28 protein-coding genes are annotated in these 21,900 nt (G+C 60.9%); 11 read left to right on the top strand and 17 right to left on the bottom strand.

Going from position 1 to position 21,900, the window contains the following annotated elements:
* Positions 1-6: 6 nt before the first annotated feature.
* Positions 7-159, bottom strand: a complete 153-nt coding sequence (locus IZ6_RS05500; protein WP_222876994.1) for a hypothetical protein — start codon at positions 157-159, stop codon at positions 7-9.
* A 9-nt stretch (positions 160-168) separates the two neighbouring features.
* Positions 169-1,110, bottom strand: a complete 942-nt coding sequence (locus IZ6_RS05495) for a peptidoglycan recognition protein family protein (RefSeq protein ID WP_222876993.1) — start codon at positions 1,108-1,110, stop codon at positions 169-171.
* A 54-nt stretch (positions 1,111-1,164) separates the two neighbouring features.
* Here IZ6_RS05495 and IZ6_RS05490 point away from each other — a divergent pair, with 54 nt between their 5' ends.
* Positions 1,165-1,488 carry a hypothetical protein gene (locus IZ6_RS05490; protein ID WP_222876992.1) on the top strand — a complete coding sequence of 108 codons (324 nt, stop codon included), beginning with the start codon at positions 1,165-1,167 and terminating at the stop codon, positions 1,486-1,488.
* A 14-nt stretch (positions 1,489-1,502) separates the two neighbouring features.
* On the opposite strand, the gene IZ6_RS05485 is transcribed toward IZ6_RS05490, so the two are convergent.
* The 6 genes from IZ6_RS05485 to IZ6_RS05460 form a co-directional block, all read right to left on the bottom strand.
* Entirely contained in the window at positions 1,503-2,921 is a 1,419-nt protein-coding gene (locus IZ6_RS05485; RefSeq protein WP_222876991.1) for a hypothetical protein, read from the bottom strand.
* Positions 2,921-3,256 carry a hypothetical protein gene (locus IZ6_RS05480; RefSeq protein WP_222876990.1) on the bottom strand — a complete coding sequence of 112 codons (336 nt, stop codon included), beginning with the start codon at positions 3,254-3,256 and terminating at the stop codon, positions 2,921-2,923. Before IZ6_RS05480 ends, IZ6_RS05485 begins: the two co-directional genes overlap by 1 nt.
* Positions 3,256-3,576 (bottom strand): hypothetical protein, encoded by a 321-nt coding sequence (locus IZ6_RS05475; protein ID WP_222876989.1) that lies wholly within the window; start codon positions 3,574-3,576, stop codon positions 3,256-3,258. The genes IZ6_RS05480 and IZ6_RS05475 overlap by 1 nt, the downstream gene beginning before the upstream one ends.
* Positions 3,577-3,695: 119 nt before the next feature.
* Positions 3,696-4,109, bottom strand: coding sequence for a hypothetical protein (locus IZ6_RS05470; RefSeq protein WP_222876988.1), 414 nt, complete (start codon positions 4,107-4,109; stop codon positions 3,696-3,698).
* Between the two features lie 39 nt (positions 4,110-4,148).
* Positions 4,149-5,243 carry a phage capsid family protein gene (locus IZ6_RS05465; protein WP_222876987.1) on the bottom strand — a complete coding sequence of 365 codons (1,095 nt, stop codon included), beginning with the start codon at positions 5,241-5,243 and terminating at the stop codon, positions 4,149-4,151.
* Between the two features lie 11 nt (positions 5,244-5,254).
* A complete protein-coding gene (locus IZ6_RS05460; RefSeq protein WP_222876986.1) occupies positions 5,255-5,965 on the bottom strand; it encodes a hypothetical protein in 711 nt (236 codons plus the stop codon).
* 212 nt (positions 5,966-6,177) lie between these two features.
* Here IZ6_RS05460 and IZ6_RS05455 point away from each other — a divergent pair, with 212 nt between their 5' ends.
* Positions 6,178-7,974, top strand: a complete 1,797-nt coding sequence (locus IZ6_RS05455) for a DUF6119 family protein (RefSeq protein ID WP_222876985.1) — start codon at positions 6,178-6,180, stop codon at positions 7,972-7,974.
* A 49-nt stretch (positions 7,975-8,023) separates the two neighbouring features.
* On the opposite strand, the gene IZ6_RS05450 is transcribed toward IZ6_RS05455, so the two are convergent.
* The 3 genes from IZ6_RS05450 to IZ6_RS05440 form a co-directional block, all read right to left on the bottom strand.
* A complete protein-coding gene (locus tag IZ6_RS05450) occupies positions 8,024-8,335 on the bottom strand; it encodes a hypothetical protein (RefSeq protein ID WP_222876984.1) in 312 nt (103 codons plus the stop codon).
* 73 nt (positions 8,336-8,408) lie between these two features.
* On the bottom strand, positions 8,409-8,759 hold the full coding sequence (locus tag IZ6_RS05445) for an ethanolamine utilization protein (protein ID WP_222877552.1): 351 nt from the start codon (positions 8,757-8,759) through the stop codon (positions 8,409-8,411).
* Positions 8,760-8,767: 8 nt separating this feature from the next.
* A complete protein-coding gene (locus tag IZ6_RS05440; RefSeq protein WP_222876983.1) occupies positions 8,768-9,673 on the bottom strand; it encodes an SDR family oxidoreductase in 906 nt (301 codons plus the stop codon).
* On the opposite strand from IZ6_RS05440, the gene IZ6_RS05435 reads away from it, so the two are divergent.
* Positions 9,672-9,893 (top strand): small membrane protein YohP, encoded by a 222-nt coding sequence (locus tag IZ6_RS05435; protein WP_222876982.1) that lies wholly within the window; start codon positions 9,672-9,674, stop codon positions 9,891-9,893. The genes IZ6_RS05440 and IZ6_RS05435 overlap by 2 nt on opposite strands.
* On the opposite strand, the gene IZ6_RS05430 is transcribed toward IZ6_RS05435, so the two are convergent.
* Positions 9,890-11,611, bottom strand: coding sequence for a portal protein (locus tag IZ6_RS05430; protein ID WP_222876981.1), 1,722 nt, complete (start codon positions 11,609-11,611; stop codon positions 9,890-9,892). The genes IZ6_RS05435 and IZ6_RS05430 overlap by 4 nt on opposite strands.
* Positions 11,612-12,060: 449 nt before the next feature.
* Between IZ6_RS05430 and IZ6_RS05425 the strand changes: the two genes are divergently transcribed.
* On the top strand, positions 12,061-12,309 hold the full coding sequence (locus IZ6_RS05425) for a hypothetical protein (RefSeq protein WP_222876980.1): 249 nt from the start codon (positions 12,061-12,063) through the stop codon (positions 12,307-12,309).
* Here the strand turns inward: IZ6_RS05425 and IZ6_RS05420 are convergent.
* The 3 genes from IZ6_RS05420 to IZ6_RS05410 form a co-directional block, all read right to left on the bottom strand.
* Positions 12,306-12,779 (bottom strand): hypothetical protein, encoded by a 474-nt coding sequence (locus IZ6_RS05420; RefSeq protein ID WP_222876979.1) that lies wholly within the window; start codon positions 12,777-12,779, stop codon positions 12,306-12,308. The genes IZ6_RS05425 and IZ6_RS05420 overlap by 4 nt on opposite strands.
* A 150-nt stretch (positions 12,780-12,929) precedes the next feature.
* Positions 12,930-13,193, bottom strand: coding sequence for a hypothetical protein (locus IZ6_RS05415; RefSeq protein WP_222876978.1), 264 nt, complete (start codon positions 13,191-13,193; stop codon positions 12,930-12,932).
* Between the two features lie 5 nt (positions 13,194-13,198).
* Positions 13,199-13,375 carry a DUF3606 domain-containing protein gene (locus IZ6_RS05410; protein WP_222876977.1) on the bottom strand — a complete coding sequence of 59 codons (177 nt, stop codon included), beginning with the start codon at positions 13,373-13,375 and terminating at the stop codon, positions 13,199-13,201.
* Positions 13,376-13,483: 108 nt separating this feature from the next.
* Here IZ6_RS05410 and IZ6_RS05405 point away from each other — a divergent pair, with 108 nt between their 5' ends.
* From IZ6_RS05405 to IZ6_RS05375, 7 genes are all read left to right on the top strand, one after another.
* Positions 13,484-14,656, top strand: coding sequence for a YihY/virulence factor BrkB family protein (locus IZ6_RS05405; protein ID WP_222876976.1), 1,173 nt, complete (start codon positions 13,484-13,486; stop codon positions 14,654-14,656).
* Positions 14,657-14,976: 320 nt separating this feature from the next.
* Positions 14,977-15,303 carry a hypothetical protein gene (locus tag IZ6_RS05400; RefSeq protein WP_222876975.1) on the top strand — a complete coding sequence of 109 codons (327 nt, stop codon included), beginning with the start codon at positions 14,977-14,979 and terminating at the stop codon, positions 15,301-15,303.
* Between the two features lie 164 nt (positions 15,304-15,467).
* Positions 15,468-15,635: a hypothetical protein gene (locus IZ6_RS05395; RefSeq protein WP_222876974.1), complete on the top strand. Its 168-nt coding sequence runs from the start codon at positions 15,468-15,470 to the stop codon at positions 15,633-15,635.
* Positions 15,636-15,658: 23 nt separating this feature from the next.
* Positions 15,659-15,847: a hypothetical protein gene (locus IZ6_RS05390; protein ID WP_222876973.1), complete on the top strand. Its 189-nt coding sequence runs from the start codon at positions 15,659-15,661 to the stop codon at positions 15,845-15,847.
* Between the two features lie 60 nt (positions 15,848-15,907).
* Positions 15,908-16,411: a YciE/YciF ferroxidase family protein gene (locus IZ6_RS05385; RefSeq protein WP_222876972.1), complete on the top strand. Its 504-nt coding sequence runs from the start codon at positions 15,908-15,910 to the stop codon at positions 16,409-16,411.
* 54 nt (positions 16,412-16,465) lie between these two features.
* Complete coding sequence (locus IZ6_RS05380; RefSeq protein WP_222876971.1) at positions 16,466-17,695, top strand: NAD(P)/FAD-dependent oxidoreductase; 1,230 nt, start codon at positions 16,466-16,468, stop codon at positions 17,693-17,695.
* Positions 17,696-17,758: 63 nt separating this feature from the next.
* Positions 17,759-18,163, top strand: a complete 405-nt coding sequence (locus IZ6_RS05375) for a hypothetical protein (protein WP_222876970.1) — start codon at positions 17,759-17,761, stop codon at positions 18,161-18,163.
* Positions 18,164-18,191: 28 nt separating this feature from the next.
* Here the strand turns inward: IZ6_RS05375 and IZ6_RS05370 are convergent, their stop codons facing one another.
* Together IZ6_RS05370 and IZ6_RS05365 are read right to left on the bottom strand one after the other, a co-directional pair.
* Positions 18,192-19,079, bottom strand: coding sequence for an EamA family transporter (locus IZ6_RS05370; RefSeq protein ID WP_222876969.1), 888 nt, complete (start codon positions 19,077-19,079; stop codon positions 18,192-18,194).
* A gap of 59 nt (positions 19,080-19,138) precedes the next feature.
* On the bottom strand, positions 19,139-21,871 hold the full coding sequence (locus IZ6_RS05365) for a S8 family peptidase (protein ID WP_222876968.1): 2,733 nt from the start codon (positions 21,869-21,871) through the stop codon (positions 19,139-19,141).
* Positions 21,872-21,900 lie beyond the last annotated feature (29 nt).

The following is a 21,900-nucleotide window of genomic DNA, read 5'->3' as shown; positions in this document are numbered from 1 at the left end:
ATGTGTTCAAGGCTCCAGTGCTGCAATCCGCGCTTCGAGCTCACGGATCTTTGTGACGAGTTCTTTGACGAGCCAGAGATAGAAAATCTCGGTCGGACGGCCGGTGTTAGGATTGACGAAATCGGCCTGCGGCGGCGGCGGCGGCGGAAGATCGGCCATCGGATCGCGCTATCGCCATAATCCGAGGTAGGATCGATCGCGCGGCAGCGGCTGATAGTCCACATCCATTGCCATCCGCGTCGGAGCAAAGGACTGAAGGCGGGCATGCGCCTGATCGACCTTCTGATTGGGCGTCACCCGGCCCGTCAGCATTTCGATGGCAAGCTGCCGGAACTTCGGATCGCGTCCGAGCGCAAACATTTCCGCGCGCGAAAGGTCACCCCCGCTTTCCGGAAAAGTATGTACGTCGTCCGGCCAGCGATTTTCGCCGGCGGTCGCGAAGCTGCCGCGCGCAGGACTGATTGCTCCGGGCATGGTCGGCGATACGGACAGTCCCCGCTCGCGAGCTGCCCGGACGGACCGCGGGGTTACACCCTGAGTGGACGGCGCCGCCCACATACCAAAATCAGGCGCATACTGATTAGCCATTCGCGCAGGAGACATCAGCGCTTCTTGCTGAGACTGCGGGTGGTGCTGCCGAACCGCGTTGGTGATCGTGTATCCCTCATCGGGACGTTTGTGGCCGTTCAGTTCTCCATGCCCATAGGCAGTCTTGCCGGGGTCGAACCCGTAAGTCATCCCCATATCGGCGGCCCATTTCAGGTTCGCGGCAATCTCCTCAGGCAGAATGTCGCCATCGTCCGCCGCCGACACTTCCATACCCAGCATGTTACTGTTGTTGAACCGGCGGATTGCATCGGGCGGATTCTTCATTCGAAAGCCGCCTGGCCGCATATGCGAAGCATAGGCTCCCGGAGTAACACTGTAAGCGATATTCCCGTCACGATCCGTGACGAAATTGGATGAGAAACCACGCTCATTAAGGACCTGGATGGTACCCGGATTGTCGCGCCGTCCGCCGGTGTGATGGAATACAATTCCCTCAGGCTGAACTTTACGGCCTTTTGAGTCGTAAGTAGAAAGGTGGCTTAAATTCTGATAATCAGACATGCGCCCTCAAATTACGAAATGTGGGAAAATGCTGTGCCGAGCCGTCGAAAAATTATGATGTCCGCTGCTTTCGTGTTCGGTCTTGCCCAAGCCGCGCAGGCGGCGCCGGTCGTTTACGATTGCAAATGGGGCTCGGAAAAAGCCCGCCTTAACTTCACCGATCACACCGCGACATATGCCGGCAAGACTGTGGATCTGAAGGAGGGCATTGTCTTCGGTTTCGATGACCCGCAGGGTAAGTACATCCTGTTCGACATTCCGATTGCCATCGACAAGATTCACGAAAAGCGCCCATGGACGATGTCCGGGGTTATCAGGCCCGACGGAGACTTCGACGACCCCAATACGATACCGGTGCGCTGTACGCTGCGCCGTTAGGGATCAAGCGGCCGTCAATTCATTCGCGCTTCGGCTTCGTGGCTCGCCGTCAGAAGGCCGACATAAACAGGATCCGACACTTCGAGCTCGTATACACGTCCGAACGGCCCGGTCAGACCAAGGCGGTTGACGGTGATGCGCGTGTCGAATTTTGCATGCCGCCCGAGCGAACGCTCAATCGGTTGCGAGAAGCTATTGCCGCCGTCGTCGGAGTAACGGATGCGAACGACAGGATCTGTCTCGATCGGCTCGCGGCCGTCGACGAGGCCCCGCCCCATCACAAAACCGAAATCGGCTCGGTGGATCCGCACACGGTTCGGAAAGGCTGCGGCAGGTTTTGTTCTGAGACAGAAGATCAGCGGCTCACCGGATTCCTCCTGCGCACTCTCGCTGATCTTATGCACCTGCGCGTTCTTGCGGTCTCCCGTGAACCAGGCATCGAAAGCGCGCGCCGACATCGAGGCCCGCCAGTTCGGCGTCCGATAGCTTGCGCGCTCATGCCAGCAATTGGTCGACAGATCGTAGACCCATGTGAAGTCCGGGCCTGTAATGGCGCAACAGGCGTGCTCGCCGGCGGTAAAGATCAAAGTTGAGATATCGGCGGCGGCGATTTCGCTCAGAGCGCGCGCCACATCGGGCGTTGCGATCGGCTGCGGAGTATATCCGCCGGTCAGCTGCCACACGCGGCGGTCCGAACCCACCCAGATCAGCGCAAGATTGAACCCATCCTCCATGCCGGCAACCGCCGTCGGTGCAACGAGGCCGACCGGAATGACGCTGGCGCGGGTAAAAGGAAAGCCGGTGGGGTTCGCCGCGTTGTACCAGACCTCGGTCGCGTTCGGCCCCATCAGATAGAGCTGCTGCCCGAAGACGACGCCGCGATAAAGCCCGCCGGCCTTGGCTTCCGCCTTTGCAAAATCGACGCCTGAGAAGGTCGTAGAGTTGAGACCCGACGCGAAGACGCGCCCGTCGCGCAGCGTCATGATGAAATAGCCGTCGATGAAACACACCGAGTTCGGCTGCGGCAGATCGGGATCCGTGAAGGAAACCGGCGCACCGGAAATCGTCAGCGCGTAGATTCCCGCCGAGGTGACACAGAGAATATCGGGGATCGGCGCCTTGTTGTTGGAGGCGATCGTCACCGCTCCCGTGCCCGGCAGATCGCCGAGAACGCTGCGTGTCCCGTCCGCAACGATCTTGCACAGCTTGCCGCCCTGCGCGATGAGCAGCGTGTTCGACACGAAATGAAATCCGCGCACCGGCCCGAGCGCCTCATTGTCCGGAGCCGCTTCGATCAGGCCCGGCACGCGGCGGCGCACATAGCTGCCCTCGCCGCCTTCGAGCGGCTCGACATAGGCATTGATCAGCCGCCCCTGCGCTTCGAGCGGTGTCGCGCCGGGCGAAGATGAGAGCGGCAGCGGAATATCCGGCATCAGAAATACTCCGCGGCAACCGTCTCGGGTCTGGAGCCGCCCAGCATTTCGATCAGTCGTCCCTCTGCCTCAAGCCGGACGCCGAGATCGCGCGGCCTTCCGAATTTCGGCCCCGCTTCTTCCGCCAGAAGAGTTGCCAGCGCATCGAAGATTTCGTCGTCAACCGCATCGGGATCGGGCACATAAACAATCTCGCGGCGCGACAGCTCGGCGAGTTTCGGTTCGATCTTGCCGTCGATCACGGCGCGGTCTTCGGCCGACGGGGTCTGCCCCGTGCCGGTGACGCCGAGCATATCGAGCGCCTCGTTGATGAGATCGGTCCGCGTTTTCGGCATCACACGCTCTCTTTGCCGGCCTCGGCCTTCGCGGTCTTCAGAGCGCGCGCCTGCAGCGCCGCACGCGTCTTTGCGTCCTTGCCGTCATTGCTTTCATCGGCGGAGGGATCGGCCGGCAGCTGAGGCTCCACATCCGCTTTCGCCTTCGTCCTTTTCTCTTTGCCGTCGGCGGAAAATTCCGGATTGCCCTTCAGCCGCGCATACGCCGCTTCGTCCTCGCCGAGATCGAGCGGCACGCCCGCGGAAAACACATGGCCATAGGTGGTGACGGATGCGTCCGTCTCGTCTGTCGGCGTATAGGTCAGAATGCGCTTGGTCATGATGTCTCCCTTAAGAAGAACAACGGGGAGAGCTCATCGCTCTCCCACTCAACCCGGCTGTTGCCGGGCTTGAGCAAAAAGATCGCCGGACTCGGAAGCATCCGAGTCCGGCGTCCGGCTCAGGCTGCGGTTTCGCGCGCGTTGACGAACTCGACGACAAAGGTCGCCTTGCCGGTGGTGGCCGGCGTGCCCGTCTGCGTGTACTTCGCGAAAAACACGGTGTCGGCCGCAAGCGGCGTGCCGAGCAGAGCGCCGGTCCCGGCTTTCAGGCCGAGTGATCCGGCCACCGCATTGGCGGACGTGACAAGACCGTCATCGTCCGCCGCCGAGCCGAGCACGAGCACATTGGTCGTTGCGGCATTGAACGCCGTCTCGATGACGGCATAGGCCCGAAGCGGAACAGTGCCCGCTTCGAGCGCGCCGACCGGAATGCCCGTATCGACGCTTTTCTGATCGAACGTGACCGTGCGGCGGATATGCCCGACACCCACATCTTCCGGATGCCGGACAGAGTTTGTCCAGTAGTTACCCATGATGGGCTCCTTTCAAAAAGTCAGAAGTGGTGCGAGGGGTCAGTCGCCGACGGCGGAGAAAAAGCCGGTCACGACGCCGCGATGCTTGCCGTGCACGCTCGCATCGTCGCCGCCATAGCCGGCATTGTAGCAGAGCTTTTTCATGCCCCATTTGCCGATCATGCCGAGGCCCTGAACCTGGCCGTAATCGTCTTCCTGGGTGCGCGATTTGTAGCGCTGCTTGATGGCGAAGCCGAGCGCCTCCTGGCCCAGCAGGTGCACCGGCGAGATATCGATGCCGCCATTGCCGATGCCCGTATAGACCGGCATGTCGTCGACTTCGTGCAGGATGACGCCGTCCCATTCGCGGTCGCCGCCGAGGAAAATGCCCTCATTGCGCTCGATCACCGCGACATTGGACGTCACCTCTTCGGCGTCCGCGACGAAATCGCGGAACACGAAGGGATGCGCGAAGGCCACGAAATAGCGGCGATTGTTCTTCTCCTGCACGCGGATCGGCGTGATGCGCGGCGAGGCGGAGAGCGCCAGCCGCTTCAGGAGGGACAGCGAACGCCGCGTGAGCTTGTCGTTTGTCGCATCGACATTGCCGGCGGCGGTGGCGAAATTGGTCGAGTAGTTCGCGCGCGCCGCGCCGAAGAGAACGCGGTCCTGATTGTTCTCCACCCAGGCGCTTTTCTGCGTCGGCGTTGCGATCTCGAACGGCACGTCGCAATTCTCGCCGACATCGCCGAGCCGGTCGATGGTCTCCCATTTGACGTCTTCGTCGGCCCAAATTCGAAGCGCACCGCGCGAAGCTTCGCGCAGGTCGATGGCGGCATTGTCGCCATCCAGTTCATGGATCGAAATGCCCTTCTTGCGGAAGCGCCACGAAACCTTGTCGCCATACTCGCCGAGCTTGTCTTCATGGCCGCGCAAAGGCTGGCGGTCGAAGATCGTGCCGCGCTTGAGATTGGTGATGAATTCGAAGGTGATGCCATTGCCGCGCCGGGCGGCAAAATCTTCCTTCATCACGATCGGGTTGTTGGTGCCGGTCCCGGAATAGGCGGCGAACGGATTGGTCTGGTAAAACTCGGTTGAAAAATCGTCGTCCCAGATCGTGGGCGACAAAGCGGGAGTGGCGCGTGTCTCGGCCATGTCCTGTTACCTCATCTGTTCATGATTTCGGAAAGCGAGCGCGGCCCGCCGCCTCCGCTGCCGCGCGGCCCGCTGGAGCGGGCGGCGGCGAAAGAGGAAGGAAGCTGTTGCCGCGCGGCAGGCGCTGCGTGAGGAGAAGCGCGCCCATACAGCCGGTTCTCGATCTCGGACGCGATATAGGCGTCCGGATCTGCGCCGTACTTTCTGAGCGCGCTCTGCTCCCGGTCCCATCTGACAAGTTCGTCCATCGGGTGGCGCGAGCGGGAAAGCCGCGCCCACAGGCCCTGAAACTCAGGCGCCCCCGACCGTGCCAGGTCTTCGGCGTTTCGTTTCGCAGCCTCCACCGCATCGGAGCCATAGGTCTGGACCGCGAGCGTTTCGGAGACGAATTCCTTCATTTCGCCGATCTCGCTGGCCAGCGGCGCCATGCGGTGGTCGAGGTAAAGATCGGGGTCGTCCCAGAGTTCGGGCGTGCGCTCTCGCTGCGAAAGCTTTGTCGCAATGCCGTCGAGATGCTGGCGCAGCTCCGCATTTTCCTCTTCCAGCCGTCGGGCTTTCTGCCTCTCGGCGTGAAGCGCCTGATGCGGAACGGTGCCGTGCCGCGCTTCGCCTGTGTCTTCGGGAGAAGCAACAGGCTCGGCGGTCTCGGGGTTAAACTCTGCCGGCGCATCCGGCACGGCTTCGCCGTCCCGGTCCGCCATGATGGCGTCCAGATCTTTCATGTCAGTCGGGTTCCTCTATGCGTGGAAGGAATGCACGTACGCCCGGCACCGAAGCCGGATGTTTCCGGTTTCGGCGAAATCAGCACCCGGCGGCGGTGATTGCCCGTTCAGAAGGTCGGCACCACCCTGCCCTCATTTTTACGCGCAGGCGGCGCGATCGCCCGTAACCCCGGCGGCGGGATTTTTACCCGACGAAATACACAACCCACCTTGTGCGCCGCTCAACCCCCGGTAATATTGGTGGTCGGGAGGCTGACTTGGAAGCGCCTTTAGAAGACGCCGAGATCGGACAAATTTCGTTCTACTTGGCCAAACCAGCTCTGACCTTCGACGAGGTTATCGACTGGGAAAGCGACCTTAGAGAGCGCAACGCTTATTCGAACCACTCGTTTCGAGTGGAAGATCACGCCTGTCGATTTTTGTACTTCGAATCTATCACCACGAAGAAAACACCTGCGTGGCTTGAGTTCATAAACGCTCAGTTGGCTGACGACGAACAGAAGTCACTCGCAGCTATAAAAAGCCCGAACGCCAACGGTATTCTCGGCATCGAGATAGCCGGACGTTGGGTACTTTCAGTTTTCGGTCGAAGCGCTGGAACAGCGTTAAATCGCAAATCGATAGAAAGAGACTTCGGCATAAAGACCGCGATGAATATGTGCGGGAACGAGGAAATTCGTCAAACCCACACCCACAGCAACTCATTGGTACCTACAAGCATCGCAAGACAGGTCAGTCGCCCCTCGGATGCATTCTCCTTTGCACTGAGCGACGGCGAAGATCTCAAATTCATTTCCGCTCATATCAAAGGCGAACAAGGCGTAACGCTTCAGGGCCGAGATCATTTGACAATTAAAATTCTTGGCAGGGAAAAGCTTTCTTGGGTTGGTCTGGTCAAACGCTGTAGGGCGTTTTTGGACGCATATGATCGTAACGACTACGTCGACCTGTTCCCAAACTATCGTAACTTCCAGCCAGCGCCCGAAGAGAAAAGTTTGCTTCTTGATAAAATTCTGCTCGCCACTCTCAAGGAAAGGAGGTTTGACGACGTGCAGCTGTGGGTGCCTGAGTTCATTCCAAACGATGAGTACAGCTTCAGTTATTCAGACAACGCCAAGAACGACAATAATATCTACGCGTATTTGGATACGGAGCAGCTAGCTGATGAAGTTGGCCTGAATAATCTGACACTAGAAGGTCTCAGGAAACGTCGCATCTTTGCATACTCACATTCAGAAGAGCGCGTCATCTCCCAGAAATGGTGGTACCTGTACGATTGCTTGATTTTTGAGTCGGCGCTCGACGACGAGTATTATGTTTTGTCAGACGGCGAATGGAAGATCGTCAGCAGAGATTTCAGGCAGGCGATAGAGACTTTTGTTAAGACGCATGTTCGCGAAGAAGCATGTGAGCAGGAATACAAGAATATCGCGATAGGCAACGTAGCCGAAATGAAGAACAAAGAGGAGCTGTTCAACCAAGAGGTCTGCAAACGTCGTCCCACGGCGATACTTTTTGATCAAGCGAAACTTAGAGTCGGAACTGGACGTAAGGACAAAGAATTTTGCGATATCCTCGATCTGACCGACGATGGAACGATGAGGATTATTAATTGCAAGCCACTTAAGGGATCTTCAGCGGTCACATATCTCTTTGCGCAAACACGATTTTATTGCGAAGGATTTTTAAGAGACGAAACATTTCTGCGCGATATCCGAGAACGAATCGCCGCTTCAACAAGCGCTACAAGAGATAAGTATCTGAACCACATCAAACCGGACCTAAAAGACGTACTAGGCTCGGACTATCGGGTCTGTGTGTGGCTTCTCTGCGATAATCGGAAAGCCCTGCCGTCGAAGCACGACCTCCCTCTAATTGCACAGTTTGAATTGAAGCTGATGAGTGAGCATCTTCAACACGTCTGCAAGTTTAAAGATATCGTTTTGCGTTTCATTCCAGTCTCTCAGATGTCGTTCAAGAGAGCGAAAGCACCTCGGAAGGCCAACTAACTTCTGAATGTCAATCAGCGCCGATGCGCTCGCCAAGGCTGGCCAAATCTCAAGCCGCCTGGATCCGCGCCAGGCTGATTTTCGAGCCACTCGTTGAAGCCGTCGTGTCGCGCGAAGCGACAAACAGCGCATCGCCGGCAATCAGGCCGACTTCGCGCAATTCCCCGCGCGTGCATTGCGCGGCGATCGCCTGTGCGAGCTGGCGCAGATGGCCCCGCCGGTAACAGAACAGAGCAAGCTGCGCGCGCAGCGGATGATCGAGCGTGTTGATCAGCGCGCCGGCGGCAACGCCCTGCGTGCGCATCAGATCGGAGAGAAATGACAGCGGAACGGGACAGATTTCTTCATTAGGGAGGTTCATCACGTGTGCCTTCTGGCAGACGCCCCCCGGCGTCCCTCACCGCTACAATGCGGCCCCAGAAGTTTACCACTCGTTAAGCGCGTGCGGTCCGCCAATGAGGATAGGTCACATAGGCCGTGAGCGCACCCTCTTCGTGCGAACGGATAATCACCTCGCTGCCCTTGGGCATATGTACGATCTCGCCCGGCCCCGCCGTCACCGTTGGACCGTCCGACGACACCGAGATCCGGCCTTCGAGAACGATCATGATGTCGTCGACCGCCATGGTCTCCGAAAGACTCTGCTCGGGCGCATAGCGCCCATAGCCGATGGTGACAGCCGCACCGTCCCTTTCATCGACAAGATTGCCGGCGAAAATCTCGGCGTCCTGTCCCGGCGATCTTTGCAGCGCCGCATCGGCGATGGAAAATTTTCGCACCTTCATGGCTTTGGTCACGAAGGCTGCGGCCCGCCGCCGGTCGCCGCGAAAATCTGCCCGCTCGAAAAGCCGAGCGTCGGATCGGCGGCGGCGACATACAAAGCCGCAATTTCCGCCGGTTGGCCGGGACGCCCGAGCACGCTTTTCGAGCCGAACTTCTTCAGCTTCTCCATCGTCGCCCCGCCCGAAACCTGCAGCGGCGTCCAGAACGGTCCGGGCGCCACCGCATTGACGCGGATGCCTTTCGGCCCGAGCTGTTTGGCCATGGACTTTGTGAAGTTCAGCATGGCGGCGCGCGTGATGGCGTAGTCCACGAGATCTTCCGAAGGATCGGCCGCCTGTTCGGAGGATGTATTGATGATGACGGCGCCTTCCGTCATCAGCTCCACAGCCGCTTTGGTCAGGAAGAACGGCGCATAGACATTGGTCTTCATCGTCGCGTCGAAATCATCGCTTGTGATATCGGCGATCGACGGCCGCGTCTGCTGGCGCGCGGCGTTGTTGATCAGAATGTCGAGCCCGCCGAGTTCCTTCGCCGCCTCTCTCACAAGTTCCCGGCAGAAGGCTTCGTCGCGCAGATCGCCGGCTATGGAGGAAATCTCAAGGCCCTCGCGGGTCAGAAGGTCGATAACTTCCTTCGCGTCTTCCTCCTCGGCGGCAAGATGATTGATCACGACGGACGCGCCCTCTCGCGCGTAAGCAATTGCAACAGCCCGGCCAAGGCCGCTATCACCGCCGGTGATCAGCGCGCGTTTGCCCTTCAGCTTTCCCGAGCCTTTATAGCTTGTCTCGCCATGGTCCGGCCGCGGCTCCATTTTCGAGGCAAGGCCCGGCCAGGGCTGGCGCTGCTCCTTGAACGGCGGCGCGGGATAGTTCTCGGCCAGTTTGGTGGTCGGGGCGGCGGTCAGGGTCTCGGCCATGGGTCATGTCCTTCGGATTGATGCTCGAAAAACGAACACCTCCCGGAAAACATGGTTCCTTGCCGTCCGGAGAAAGGCTCAGCGGAGCCAAACGCCGTCCTCGGACGTTACTGAGGACGTCAAGGAGCACCCCATGATCAAACTTCTGCTGTGGGCCGTCGGCATCATCTTCGTCATCGGCCTTCTGGTCGTCTTCGGCGTCATCGATCTGATCTTCTAAAAGCCCGCCTCCTCCCGCATCGCTTTCGCATGCTTCAGCCGCGCCTCGGCGCGGAGGCCCTCAAGCTCGGCCTCGGCGCCCGCGGTCTGCAGCGGGTTCGGCGGCTGCGCTTCCCTCTCGTCGATCATGCGCAGCATGTCCTGTTTGGCGCGCAGATTCGGCGCTGCTGCGATAATCGCCTTGAACGGGATTTCATTGCCCGCATCCATGCGTTTGAGGTTCACCAGCATTTCGAATTGCTCGTCCAGAAGCGTCGCGCCCGCCGGCGCCTCCTCGATGACGATATCGACATCCATGCGCGCGATGTCGTTTTTCAGCCCCACCACATTGCCCAACGCGTCGGTGAGCGGTTCGTTGAGGCCGACAAAGCGCAGAGTGCGGTCATCGTCCGTCACGCGGATCCAGGTCTCGCTTGTCCAGTATTGGCGCACGCGGTTCCAGATTTTGCGGTAGGCGTCATAATCGAGCTGCCGCAGCGCATCGGTCAGCGGCCCCATCTGCACCTGCCCGCCCTGCTGCTGCGCCAGCAGCGCGCGCCCGCTCTCGGCGCGGCCTTTCTTGCCGACCATGGCGGCGTTCGGCCCGATGGTCTCGAAAGCCGCGGTCGCCTGCTGTAACAGTTCGAAATGCCCCGCCGCCTGGTCGCCGGTCGGGATGATGCCGAAATCGGTGCCGAACTGCGCGGTGCCCGCCAGTTCGATATGCCCATCGGGGCGCGCCAGCTGCTTCTTGTTTTCGGCCGAGCCGGCCTTGAATTTCTGATTGCCGAAGGTCTGCCGCGCCGTGAAATGGTGCAGCGCTTTCGAGCGCCGTTTGTTGATCTCGTCCTGCAGATCGATCATGTCGCGCACAACGCCGTAGCGGTTGTTCTCGCGGTCCACATAGGCCGAGCGCCAGACAAACGGGTCCTCGGTATTGCCGTCTTCGTCCAGAAAGGGCGAAGGCCCGTCGCGCAGAATGCCGCCTTTGGTGAATTCGCAGAAATCCCAGCCGCCATCAGAGTTGCGTAAATAGATCAGCACGACACGGATGCGCTGCCTTTTGCCGGCGCGGGCCCAGCTGCCTTTCGGCCGGTCGTCGAAACTCGTGCCTGCATTGACCGCCTGCACCGTGTCGTCGAACACCTCGGCGGCGTCTTCGCCGTAATGACGCACCGCCTCTTCGCGGTCCATCCAGACGACCATGCCTTTATAGGCGGCGTCGGAAAAATCTTCTTCGGAAGAGTGCGGGTCCCAGAACATGCGGTCCCATTGGCAGCGGCGGACAATGACGCGGAATTCCGGCCCCGTCAGCGCACTCGCGCCCAGCATATTGGTCTTCGGCTCGACGCTGATCTCCACCCCGCCCCAGCCGGCCTTGAGCAGGTCCGCCCAGACGCGCGAGCGCGTCTCGTCATAGCGGTTCTGGCGGCAGATGAATTGCAGCGCGTCCGTTGCCGAATGGCTGTCCTGTTCGTGGCTCGGCGTGTTCGGCAGGGCTTGCGGTTTGGTGCGGCGGTTGCGCTCATCGCCCTGCAGATAATCCACCTTCTCGCGGATGCGGTTCCAGGCGATGACGGGCTGGCCGCGCTTTTTCAGAAGCCGCGCTTCGTCGGCGGTCCATTGCTTGCCGTCGTAATAATCGAGGTCGCGCCCGGCGCGGTCGCGGCTCTGCGCGCTCGCCTCCTCCGCCTCCTCGAACATGTCGATCAGCCGTGAATGAGTGGTTTTGTCGTCCATAAAGACGCGGCCCTCGATCGATGCTCTAACGATTGTGGGAAGTGTTCCCCGGACCGCGCACGGCGAAGCCGTGTCGCGTGATCCGGGGTCCAGATATGAGAACGGCACTCAAGTCGGGTGTTCCCGACTTGAGCATGTTGGAATCGAACTCGGAAACATCCGAGTTCGAACGCCGTTCATTATGCGCTTCGCGCTTATGTCTGGGTCCCGGATTGGCGCTGCACTACGTGCAGCTTGTCCGGGACACCTCATAGCTTCGCACTTTGCCTCGGCGCATTTTGCGGAGGCTGGGGCACGCCGGGCCTCTCCAAAAGGTGGCCTCAGGATCGCGTGCTCGTCCGGGAATGGAGAGGCGATGATTTGGTGGAGGGCGTCAACGGCTCCACACACAATCTGTCGTCAACTCCCGATGCGTAGAGGTCCGAAACGACTCGCGGAATTCTTCCGCGATGGGCGTTTACGACACCATCGGCCAACTCATCGACAGCGAGACGGACCTTAGCGCCTACTGCTACGCGCGGGGCTGCAATCACGGCCGCGAACTGGATCTGAAAGCCTTGGCCCGAAAGCTCGGGCGCAGGCACGGCGCGAAGCATAACGATCTGGCACCCAAACTCGTTTGCTCGAAGTGCGGCTCCAAGCGTGTCGGCCTTCGGCTCGGCTACTCGAAAGCCCATAAGAGCATTCATCAAAGCTAGTTCGGAAGAAGCTCTTCCTCTTCTTCATCCTCTTCGGCGACTAAATCCTCAATCAACGGCGGCGTCCCGGACAGCGCAATCAGAGTCAGCTCATCATCGGTCAACTGCCTGACCGGACGAATAGTGTTGTCGCGCTTTTCGACACGCAGGCCCGTGAGGACGCCCATCTCTTTGATGGCGCCGACAGCCGCTGCGGGCTGCTCGGTGTTCATCGCTAGAAGGCGTGCCGCCTCAGCCCTTTCGATAAGACCGTCCATCGTCACTTCGAAGCGACGCGCGGCTTTCTCGCGAAGTTCGGAAACGCGGGCGACGATTTCGGGCTGCTGCGCCGTCCGCCAGGCCATCTGCTTGCTCGCACGATAACCGGCGGCGTAATAGGCGGCGCGCTGGGTCATTCCTCGTGCGAGGTTTTGCGCGAACAACTCATGCCGCGCATTCTTCAAAATTGGCATCGAATCTCCCCGGAACATAGCTACGCACTTTGCCTCGACCGGTTTCCGGGAGGCTGGGGCATGCCGGGCCTCTCCTAAAAAGGTGGCCTCAGGATCGCGTGCTCGTCCGATGAGCGATGGGCGGTGATTTGGTGGGGGGCGTCAAGCGGGTTCGGCAGACAGCCGAAATCAACAGTCCGGACAATCCGGGCAGGTCTCAAGCAGCCCGTTTATTTCCGTCCTGATCGCCTTCTTCAAATCCGCCGGATCGCATCTGAACTGGCGGCGCTTCACGATATGGGCGCCGAGCGAATAGGCGTATCTCTCGGCGCTCTTGTCGTCTTCCCATCTGAGATAATTGTGGTCGTCGCAATAGGTCGCGACGCCCGTATGGACGAGAATGCTGCGTGCCAGTTCCGAAAGTTCCAGCGCGCGTTCTTTCTGCTTTCCCACGCCCGCTATCGCTTCGCAGCTTCGAGAACCTTCTGGCGGTCCGGCCCGTGCTGCTTGATCAGCTCGCGCGCTTTGTCTGCCGAAATCCCGGCCTCTTCGGCGATATACGCCACCTCATAATCCTCGCTGCCTGAAACGCGGCTGCGATCCTCCTGCCCGGTTTTCGTCTTGTCGTCCGCCATGATGGCCTCCTTGAAATCCTCACAGTCAGAATCTCGGCGCGGCCGGAAGGTTCCGGAAGCCGAGAACCAGACTGTGTGTCGGAACGTTCCTGCCTGCGGAGATCGGTCATGCCGTCAGACACAGAAGCGGAGCACAGACACACACAAGCCGCCCGATGGCTTGCCCTCGGCATCGGCGCATCGCTGGCCGGACTCAGTGTCTGGCGGTCGCGGCGTCCGCCCGCGCCGCGCCCTGCGCGCGCTAAACTTGCCGGCCGCCTCGAGGCGGGACCCGAAAAGGAAAATGCCGATCCCGCAGCGGAGCTTACCCGCGACAGCGCCGCTGAACGCGGCCGCTATGCCGACACTCCGGCGCAAATTCCGCTGCTCGGCTGGAAGGACATTCTCTACCGCACCTTCGGCGAGATATCCGACGACCGGCTTTTGGCGGTCGCTGCGGGCGTCACCTTCTATGTTCTGCTCGCCGTCTTCCCGACCATCAGTGCCTTCGTCTCGCTCTACAGCCTCGTCGCCGACCGGGCGACCTTAGCCGAACATCTGTCCCTGCTCGCGGGCGTGGTTCCATCCGGAGGCGTCGAGATCATCGGCGAACAGCTTGTCCGCCTCACCTCGGGCGAAGATACCGCGCTCGGTTTCGCCTTTCTCTTCAGCCTCGCCATTGCGCTGTGGAGCGCCAATGCCGGTGCGAAGGCCTTCTTCGACGCGCTCAATGTCATCTACGACGAGACGGAGAAGCGGTCCTTCGTCCGGCTCAATCTCCTGTCGCTGTGCTTTACAGGCGGCGCTCTTGTCTTTCTGGTGCTCGGCCTGTCGGCCGTCGCCGTCGTTCCGGCGCTGATCGAGGCGCTTGGCCTGCAAAGCCTTAGTGAAAGGCTGATTGCGGCGCTGCGCTGGCCGGCTCTGTTCGTGCTCGCGAGCTTCGCTTTGTCTTTGCTCTACCGCTACGGCCCAAGCCGTTCCGAGGCGCGCTGGAGCTGGCTGTCGGTCGGCAGCGTCATCGCCGCCTGCCTGTGGCTCACAGCTTCGCTGCTCTTCTCATGGTATGCGGCGAACTTTGCGTCCTACAACGAAACCTATGGCACGCTCGGCGCGGCGGTGGGCTTCATGACCTGGATTTGGCTGTCCGTGGCCATCGTTCTTGTCGGCGCCGAGCTGAACGCCGAAATGGAACATCAGACGGCAAAAGATTCGACGACAGGTCAGCCGCGTCCCTTGGGCAGCCGCGGTGCGGCAATGGCCGATACGGTCGGCGAAGCCAAGGCGAAAGCCTTCACCAAATAGAAAGCCCCGCATTGCTGCAGGGCTTTCATACTCCGGCGCCGGCTTGTGGGGGCACGTCACAGGCGCCTATGTCTTTACAATTCACGGATGATTCTTTCGTTCCGTATCGCTGCCGCGCCAAACAACCGGCCGAAACCATCCTCATTTGAGGATAACCTATGATAGGTACGCTCCCTGTACGTATGCGAGCGGCGTTTGGATGCGACCCGGATATATATTTTTAGCGGCGTCTAGATACCGGAACTGCTTTGATCGCCGGTGACTTGTCTGTCCACGTGCAACGCGGGCACATCTCCCATGCCGCGCTGGAAGGAAACGACGTGAAAGCAGTTCTCGCACTCGCCGTCATCGCAGGCTTTGCCGCCTCGCCCGTGCTGGCTCAGACGACGAACGACAGCAATCTGAAGCCGCAATCGGATGTGGTGAAGGGCGCCGAAAAGTCGGCCGAGCCGGGCATGGCCGCGCCGTCGACCGGCGAAAAGGCCGCTCCCGGCAGCACCAGCAATTCCGGCAATCTCAAGCCTCAGTCCGACACCGTGAAGGGCGCCGCGGAATCCTCGAAGCCCACGGGCGCGATGGACGCTCCGGTCACGCCGTCCACCAAGGCCGGCGGTTCGGATACGAATTCCGGCAATCTGAAGCAGTAAGCCTGGCCGATCGCTTTAAGGGCCCCTCGCGGCAGTGTCGCGGGGGTCCTTCCTTTTGCCTGGCACGGCCTCTCCTGGACCGGCAGTGGAACGTCTGGCGGTCGCCACCCGTTAGTCTCCTGCGCGGCACTCTGTTCCCCCATGCCGTGTTGGAGGGTAGCCGTGTGGACGACCGGATTCCGCTTTCGCTCCTCTTATCCAAGATCGTGTCCGCCGAGCTTGATCACTGGATCAGCAAGGAACCTGAACCCAAGCCGTCCCGCGAGGAAGCCGCCGGTCTTGCAATCGCCGAGTGGCTAGAAACCATGAAGATCATCGCGTTACGCCGATAGTACTTACGCAGGAGGATGACCGCATGTCGAAGGTACCCGATCAATCGCCTCAAACCGGCAAAGCGGTCGCAGGCGGAGTGACCAACGAGCTTTCGCCCGATCGCACCGACAGTGAGGCTGTACGCCGCCGCGACGATCTCACGATCCGCGGCGCCGACCCGAAAGAAATCGTGCCGGAGAGCGCCAAAGACACAAGCGGAAACTCGAAATAACGGCCCTGCACGCTTGATATGAAGCCATTTAGGGAAGCATCAAATAGAGAGGAACACCCCATGGGCCTGTTTTCCAAGGACATCAAGACGATGGACGATCTGTTCCTGCACACGCTGCAGGACCTTTATTACGCCGAACAGCAGATCGAGAAGAACCTTCCGACCATGATCGAAAAAGCCACCAATCGCGAGCTTTCGGCAGGATTCACCAAGCATCTCGAGGAGACGCGCGGGCATATCAAGCGCCTCGAACAGGTCTTCGCCGATTACGGCCAACCGGCCAAGGGCGTCGATTGCGAAGCCATCGACGGTATCCTGAAGGAAGCCAAGCATGTGATGGGCAATATCGAGGACAAGCAGGTTCTCGACGCTGCATTGATCGCACTGGCCCAGGCCGTCGAGCATTACGAAATCACGCGCTACGGCACGCTGATCGCGTGGGCGAAGGCGCTGGATTACAACAAACTCGTCAAGCCGCTTGAACTCAACCTCAACGAAGAAGACGCGACGGACAAGAAACTGTCCAAGCTTGCGGAAGCAAAGCTCAACAAGAAAGCCGCCTGAACAAGGGCCCGGCGCGGCGCGCGCCGGGCTCACTTGTCTGCTGGGGACGTATTTTTGGAAACCGAAGCTCGCGATCTGCGCACCGGCAAAACCGTCTGGGAAGCGCGCCCTCTTCTGTCCCTCCCCGTTCAGCCTCTGATCAAAGACATCAAGACCGATGTCCTGATCGTTGGCGCCGGAACCTCCGGTGCCTTCATGGCCGAGGCTCTGACGGATGCGGGCCTCGATGTTGCGGTGGTGGACCGGCGCGGCCCGGCGGAAGGCGCGACAACGGCATCGACCGCGCTAATCGAATATGAGATCGATACGCCGATTATCGAGCTTGCCAAGAAGATCGGACTCGCCAAGGCTGAGCGCGCCTGGAAGCGCAGCCATCTTGCGCTCACCTCCCTTGCCGCCCGCACGCGCGCGCTCGGCATCGATTGCGCGCAGACGCGCCGCGACAATCTTTATCTTGCGGGCAACATGCTCGATGCGAAAGGCCTTGAACGGGAATGGGCCGCGCGCCGCGCCATCGGCATCGAAACCGTGCTTTTGTCACGCAAGGACGTGAAGGAGAGATTCGGCATTTCGCGTCAGGCCGCTCTTCTCTCCTTTGACGATCTGTCCTGCGATCCGCGGCAGCTTGCCGTCGGCTATCTCGATGTCGCCGCCAAACGCGGCGCGCGCCTGTTCAGCCCCGTCACCGTCATGGATGTGAAGGGCAGCGGCAAACAGCTGACGGTTAAAACGCAGGAAGGGCCGCGCATTCTCTGCCGCCATATCGTGTTCTGCACGGGCTATGAGCTTCCCGATCATGTGCCGAAACGCGGCCATTCCATCATTTCGACCTATGCCATCGCCACGCGCCAACAGAGAGACAATCTATGGCCGGGCGAATGCTTTATCTGGGAAGCGTCGGACCCCTACCTCTATATCCGCACCTCCCCCGAAGGCCGCGTCATTTGCGGCGGCGAGGATGAGGAGTTTGAAGACGAAGCGAAACGCGATGCCCGTCTTGACCGGAAGACGGCGGTGCTCGAACGCAAACTGAAAAAACTTCTGCCCGATCTCGACACCAAAGCCGAATTCGCCTGGACGGGTTCGTTCGGCACGACGGCCACGGGCCTGCCGACCGTCGACCAGATTCCGAAATATCCGCATCGCTGGTTCGTGCTCGGCTTCGGCGGCAACGGCATCACCTATAGCCGCCTCGGCGCCGATATCGTGCGCGCCGCGCTCACCGGAAAACGCGATCCCGATGCCGATCTCTATGCACTGGGCGGACCGGCGCGCACGCGCTAAACAACCCTTTCTGGCGTTACGTCGCAATCCATCCTAAGATTGCGACCGCGCTTGGGGAGCCGCATGACCGGAAAAGCGAAATCGCACGCCTCGGCAGACGCTTCTCTGCGGTCTGCGCAGTCTGAAAAGCAGCGGCTCTTTACCGAAGCCAATATTCTCCGGGTCGCCGACGACACTTGGAAGAACGTGGTAGGACCGGCGTTGTCGGTAAACCCGCCGCTCTCGGCAATCTGGTACGTTGCCCTGTCGGCAGCCTGCTTCGTTGGGCCGTTCCTTTTAAGGTCCGAGACACTTCCGATGGGGCTCCTGCTGATCCCCGCGCTTCTGTCCGGCTCGCTCGGCGCCTTTCTCATCACCGTCTTTGCGCGCATGACCCTGATCAAGATCGACCTTGCGTCACTGCCGCCCGATCCGGCGTCACCGCTTTTGCGTCGCAAACGGCGTCGCCGGCCACGCGCCGAAACTTAAGGCGGCCAGTGACGAATGCGACGAAATTCTAAGCACTCAGTTCGGTGCTGATCCTTTCCGGCTCTGCAACCTTTTCCGGCCGGCTCGTCAGCGAGCATCCGGCACTGGCCGACATGATGAGCGCGATCGCCGCCCATTGATGCAGCGCAAGATGTTCGCCGAGCATGATGACGCCGACAAGCGCGGCAATCGCCGGGGCCGAGCTTGTCACGACGCCGAACACCCGGCTCGACAATCGCTCCAGCGCCAGCATTTCGAGAAAATACGGGATGGCGCTCGACGCCAAGGCGACGACGGCGCCGAGCATAAGCACGTCGGGCTGAAGAAGTTTTTCGCCCGCATGCGAGACCCCGAAGGGCACCGTCACCACACAGGCCGTCGCCATGCCGAGCGCCACCGCCGTGCGGCCGCCGATGCGCGAGGCCTGCTTGCCGCAGAGAATATAGATGGCCCAGAACACGGCGGCTGAGACAGCGAAGAGAACGCCGAGCGGGTCGAGGCTCGCATCAGAACCCGGCCAGGGCGTCAGCAGAATTATGCCGCAGACGGCCATGGCCAGCCACAGAAAGTCCTGCCGCGTGCGCGAGGTCAGCAGCACGACGGCAAGCGGCCCGCAGATTTCGATGGTGACGGCAAGGCCCATCGGAATGCGCGCGATGGACCAGTAGATCAGAAGGTTCATCGAACCGAGCGACAGCCCGTAAAGAACAAGCCAGCCCCATTGGCTGCGGCTTGCGGTGACATGCCATGGCCGGATGAGCACCAGCAGAATGACGGCCGCAATCGATGTGCGGAGCGAAGCGACCCCTTCGGGGCCGACCAGCGGAAACAGGCCTTTCCCCAGCGCCGCGCCGGTATTGACGGATATTTCCGCAACGAGAATCGCAAAGGCGGCGGACAGGGAGGCTTTATGCATGGCGCCGGACGGTACGCTGCGGCACCCGGCGCGGATATGCGACTTCCGCACGAAACCCGTCAGAACCCGCCCTGATAGCTCGCAAGCCCGACCCATTCGGTCTCGGCATCCGCATCATGTCCCGGATTGAAGCGCATCAGCCCGCCGAAACTCAGCGTGCCGTCGCCCATTTCGGCGGCATAAAAGCCCTGCACGCGCAGCTCGCGATCCTCGGGCGCCATATCGACATCTTCGCTCGAATAGCTCATCGAGCCGTCGGCATTGCGCGCCTGCGGCAGCAGCATCTCCGCTTCCGACGAGAAGACGCGCAGCGGCTGCGACACGATCAACCCGTAGCGGTCGCGCTCCTGAAACCCGCCTTTGCCCAGAAGGCCGAGGCTGAAACTGTCCGACAGCACATTGCTGAAATCGGAAAACAGGCTGTCCTCGGCGGCGACAGCCGAGATGCCGATATCGTAGGCGGCGACGGCGGACAGTCCGCTCGCAAGCGTGTAGGTCACCGTTGCGCCGGCAAAGGCCGTTTGCGTCTCGGTCACCTCGAAGCCGCCTTCCATCTCCGCGCCCAAAAGCTCGTCCGCCTCGGTCATGACGCCGCTTCTGAGCGCAAGGCTGAAGCCTTCGGCCGGCCGCACCGTCCATTCGGCGGCCACGCCATAGGTCCAGTTTTTCTCGTCCTCGCCGGAAAGGCGCGCGTCGAGTTCGGTTTCCTCGGGGCGGTAATCGGTACCGCCGAACACCATAAGCGCAAGATCCGAGTCTTCGCCCGAGCGGCGGATTCCCGTCGTCATCGCGCTTTCGGCAAGGGCGAGATAAGAACTCGACAGTGCGACGGGATCGATCAGAAGTTCCGGGGCCGCCGTCCCGCTGGCGTAAAGACCGAGCATTTGAGAAGCATCGATATTGTAGCCGCTTTCCAGCGTCGCTGTATCGGTCAGCGCGACCGACATGCGCGCCTGCGTCTCGCCGCCGAGCGAAACTCCGTCGCCCTCTTCGCCGAACGAGCCGCGCAGCGCCAGCTTGAAGCCGCCTTCCGTCACGACATCTTTAAAGCCGTTCCCCTGGCCGAAATTGGCAAGCGCCCGGTCGAGATCGATCGGCTCGGGCGCCTGCGCGGCGAAGCTCTCGAGATCGATGATGACGGCGCGGTTATATTCGTCGAACACCGCGAGCGTCTTGCCGGACAGCGCGGCGCTGATCCCGCCGCCAAAGGCAGGCCCGTATGAAATGCCGGAACTCGACAGGCTCGAGAATTGGCCGCCGGAGGTCGTGAACACAAGATCGTGCGTGTCGGGCGTCGTCGCCGCATCGAGATCGAGAAGGCCCTGCCCGTACAGATCCGACACGCCGTCGGCATTGGCGACATAACCCGGAAGATTTTTGTCGGCAGTGACGAAGAGGATTTTCACGATCTCCTGCGGCGTCAGATTGGACGGTGTTCCCGGCCCGAACAGCTGCAGCATGATCGCAACGGCGCCGGTCACTTGCGGCGCCGCCATGGACGTACCGAAGTTTCCAGCGAAACTGTCATTGGGAATTGTCGATATGATATCGTCGGCAACCTGCCCCGATCCGCCGGGCGCGGCAAGACACCATTCCGCCGCCGCGCCGCAGGCATCGGAATAAATAGAGAGCGAACCGTCCGGATCGACGGACGTCACGGCGATCCAGATATCGCGCATGCTGGGATCGTAGAGGGGAAAGGCGGCTTCGACGGTGGGCTCGAAACCGCCATCGTTTCCTGCCGCCCAGACCATGATGATGTCGTTGTCGCGCGCCTCTTCCAGCGCGGTTCCGAAACCGGCGGCGATATGACCGAGATTATAGTCCGCCGGACGATCGGTGTGCGTATAGCTTCCGAAAGAGTTGTTGATGACGGCGACATCGTTTGCAGCGGCCCAACGTATCGCGTCGTCGAAACGCGCTGAAGATGCGACCCAGCCGCCTCCGCTGTTGAACGCACGCATGCTGTAAAGTTCGGCCTCGAAGGCAACGCCGAACATCGTGTCGCCGTCGCGCGCGGCGGCAATCGAGCCCGCGACATGCGTGCCGTGATCGGCGGGGTCGTCGTCGCAGGCCGAGGGCAAAGTGCTCGAACTGCCGAACTGGATATCGAAACATCCGCCGAACCTTCCGGAGAATTGATCGTGCATCGGGTCCACGGCGCCATCGATCAACCCGACATTGATCCCGTCGCCCGTACCGGCGCGCGCATAGGCGCTCGAGGCATTGATGAGGCCTTTGGAATAGTCGACACCGTATTCGGCGTCTTCCCAATCGGCGACGTCCTCCTCCCAGCCCGGCGGCACCGGAGGCAGTACTGTCGTTACTCTCCGCGTAAAGCCGCCGCCGACGCCCGAGCCATCTCCCTCGCCGCTTGCGGTCGCCAGGAACGCCGCAGCGCCTCCGGCAAGCACGAGCGCCCCGCCGGCCATAACGAGACCGCCTTCGAACTTTCCTTTAGGCTCGATCCAATCCTGAACCGGTTCGGCGAGCGCCGGCTCCGGATGGGATAGGACCGGCCTTGGATCGGCAAAGGCGTCGGCAAGATGCGGCCTCAGGCGCATCGCCTCCTCGGCCAGCGCATAGGCCGCTGCCGGGTTCAGATGTTGCAGCCGACGAATTTCCTGCAAGAAAACTGCGTCCGGCACCCCTCGAAACACCGAGAGATCGAACGACGGCGCGGCGGTCTCGCCGCGGAGCGCGAAATTCTCGTAATAGTGCTGCGCCCTTGCGGGCACGCTCGACACAAGGCCCGAACAAAGCACGAGAGCGGCGACGTATAATCGGTCCATCCCCTCCGCCCCGAGCAACCGGTTGTGAC

This window comes from Terrihabitans soli, assembly GCF_014191545.1.
Taxonomy (GTDB): Bacteria; Pseudomonadota; Alphaproteobacteria; order Rhizobiales; family Methylopilaceae; genus Flaviflagellibacter; species Flaviflagellibacter soli.
This window is presented reverse-complemented; position numbering and strand designations above follow the sequence as displayed.

Coding starts and splice junctions, on each gene's coding strand:
- IZ6_RS05430 (WP_222876981.1), bottom strand. CDS start 11,611: ATGGACGACAAAACCACTCATTCACGGCTGATCGACATGTTCGAGGAG.
- IZ6_RS05420 (WP_222876979.1), bottom strand. CDS start 12,779: ATGTTCCGGGGAGATTCGATGCCAATTTTGAAGAATGCGCGGCATGAG.
- IZ6_RS05390 (WP_222876973.1), top strand. CDS start 15,659: ATGTCGAAGGTACCCGATCAATCGCCTCAAACCGGCAAAGCGGTCGCA.
- IZ6_RS05440 (WP_222876983.1), bottom strand. CDS start 9,673: ATGGCCGAGACCCTGACCGCCGCCCCGACCACCAAACTGGCCGAGAAC.
- IZ6_RS05470 (WP_222876988.1), bottom strand. CDS start 4,109: ATGGGTAACTACTGGACAAACTCTGTCCGGCATCCGGAAGATGTGGGT.
- IZ6_RS05410 (WP_222876977.1), bottom strand. CDS start 13,375: ATGGCGGACGACAAGACGAAAACCGGGCAGGAGGATCGCAGCCGCGTT.
- IZ6_RS05490 (WP_222876992.1), top strand. CDS start 1,165: ATGATGTCCGCTGCTTTCGTGTTCGGTCTTGCCCAAGCCGCGCAGGCG.
- IZ6_RS05465 (WP_222876987.1), bottom strand. CDS start 5,243: ATGGCCGAGACACGCGCCACTCCCGCTTTGTCGCCCACGATCTGGGAC.
- IZ6_RS05385 (WP_222876972.1), top strand. CDS start 15,908: ATGGGCCTGTTTTCCAAGGACATCAAGACGATGGACGATCTGTTCCTG.
- IZ6_RS05480 (WP_222876990.1), bottom strand. CDS start 3,256: ATGCCGAAAACGCGGACCGATCTCATCAACGAGGCGCTCGATATGCTC.
- IZ6_RS05500 (WP_222876994.1), bottom strand. CDS start 159: ATGGCCGATCTTCCGCCGCCGCCGCCGCCGCAGGCCGATTTCGTCAAT.
- IZ6_RS05450 (WP_222876984.1), bottom strand. CDS start 8,335: ATGAACCTCCCTAATGAAGAAATCTGTCCCGTTCCGCTGTCATTTCTC.
- IZ6_RS05405 (WP_222876976.1), top strand. CDS start 13,484: ATGCCGTCAGACACAGAAGCGGAGCACAGACACACACAAGCCGCCCGA.
- IZ6_RS05435 (WP_222876982.1), top strand. CDS start 9,672: ATGGGTCATGTCCTTCGGATTGATGCTCGAAAAACGAACACCTCCCGG.
- IZ6_RS05370 (WP_222876969.1), bottom strand. CDS start 19,079: ATGCATAAAGCCTCCCTGTCCGCCGCCTTTGCGATTCTCGTTGCGGAA.
- IZ6_RS05425 (WP_222876980.1), top strand. CDS start 12,061: ATGGGCGTTTACGACACCATCGGCCAACTCATCGACAGCGAGACGGAC.
- IZ6_RS05375 (WP_222876970.1), top strand. CDS start 17,759: ATGACCGGAAAAGCGAAATCGCACGCCTCGGCAGACGCTTCTCTGCGG.
- IZ6_RS05475 (WP_222876989.1), bottom strand. CDS start 3,576: ATGACCAAGCGCATTCTGACCTATACGCCGACAGACGAGACGGACGCA.
- IZ6_RS05485 (WP_222876991.1), bottom strand. CDS start 2,921: ATGCCGGATATTCCGCTGCCGCTCTCATCTTCGCCCGGCGCGACACCG.
- IZ6_RS05495 (WP_222876993.1), bottom strand. CDS start 1,110: ATGTCTGATTATCAGAATTTAAGCCACCTTTCTACTTACGACTCAAAA.
- IZ6_RS05445 (WP_222877552.1), bottom strand. CDS start 8,759: ATGAAGGTGCGAAAATTTTCCATCGCCGATGCGGCGCTGCAAAGATCG.
- IZ6_RS05365 (WP_222876968.1), bottom strand. CDS start 21,871: ATGGACCGATTATACGTCGCCGCTCTCGTGCTTTGTTCGGGCCTTGTG.
- IZ6_RS05460 (WP_222876986.1), bottom strand. CDS start 5,965: ATGAAAGATCTGGACGCCATCATGGCGGACCGGGACGGCGAAGCCGTG.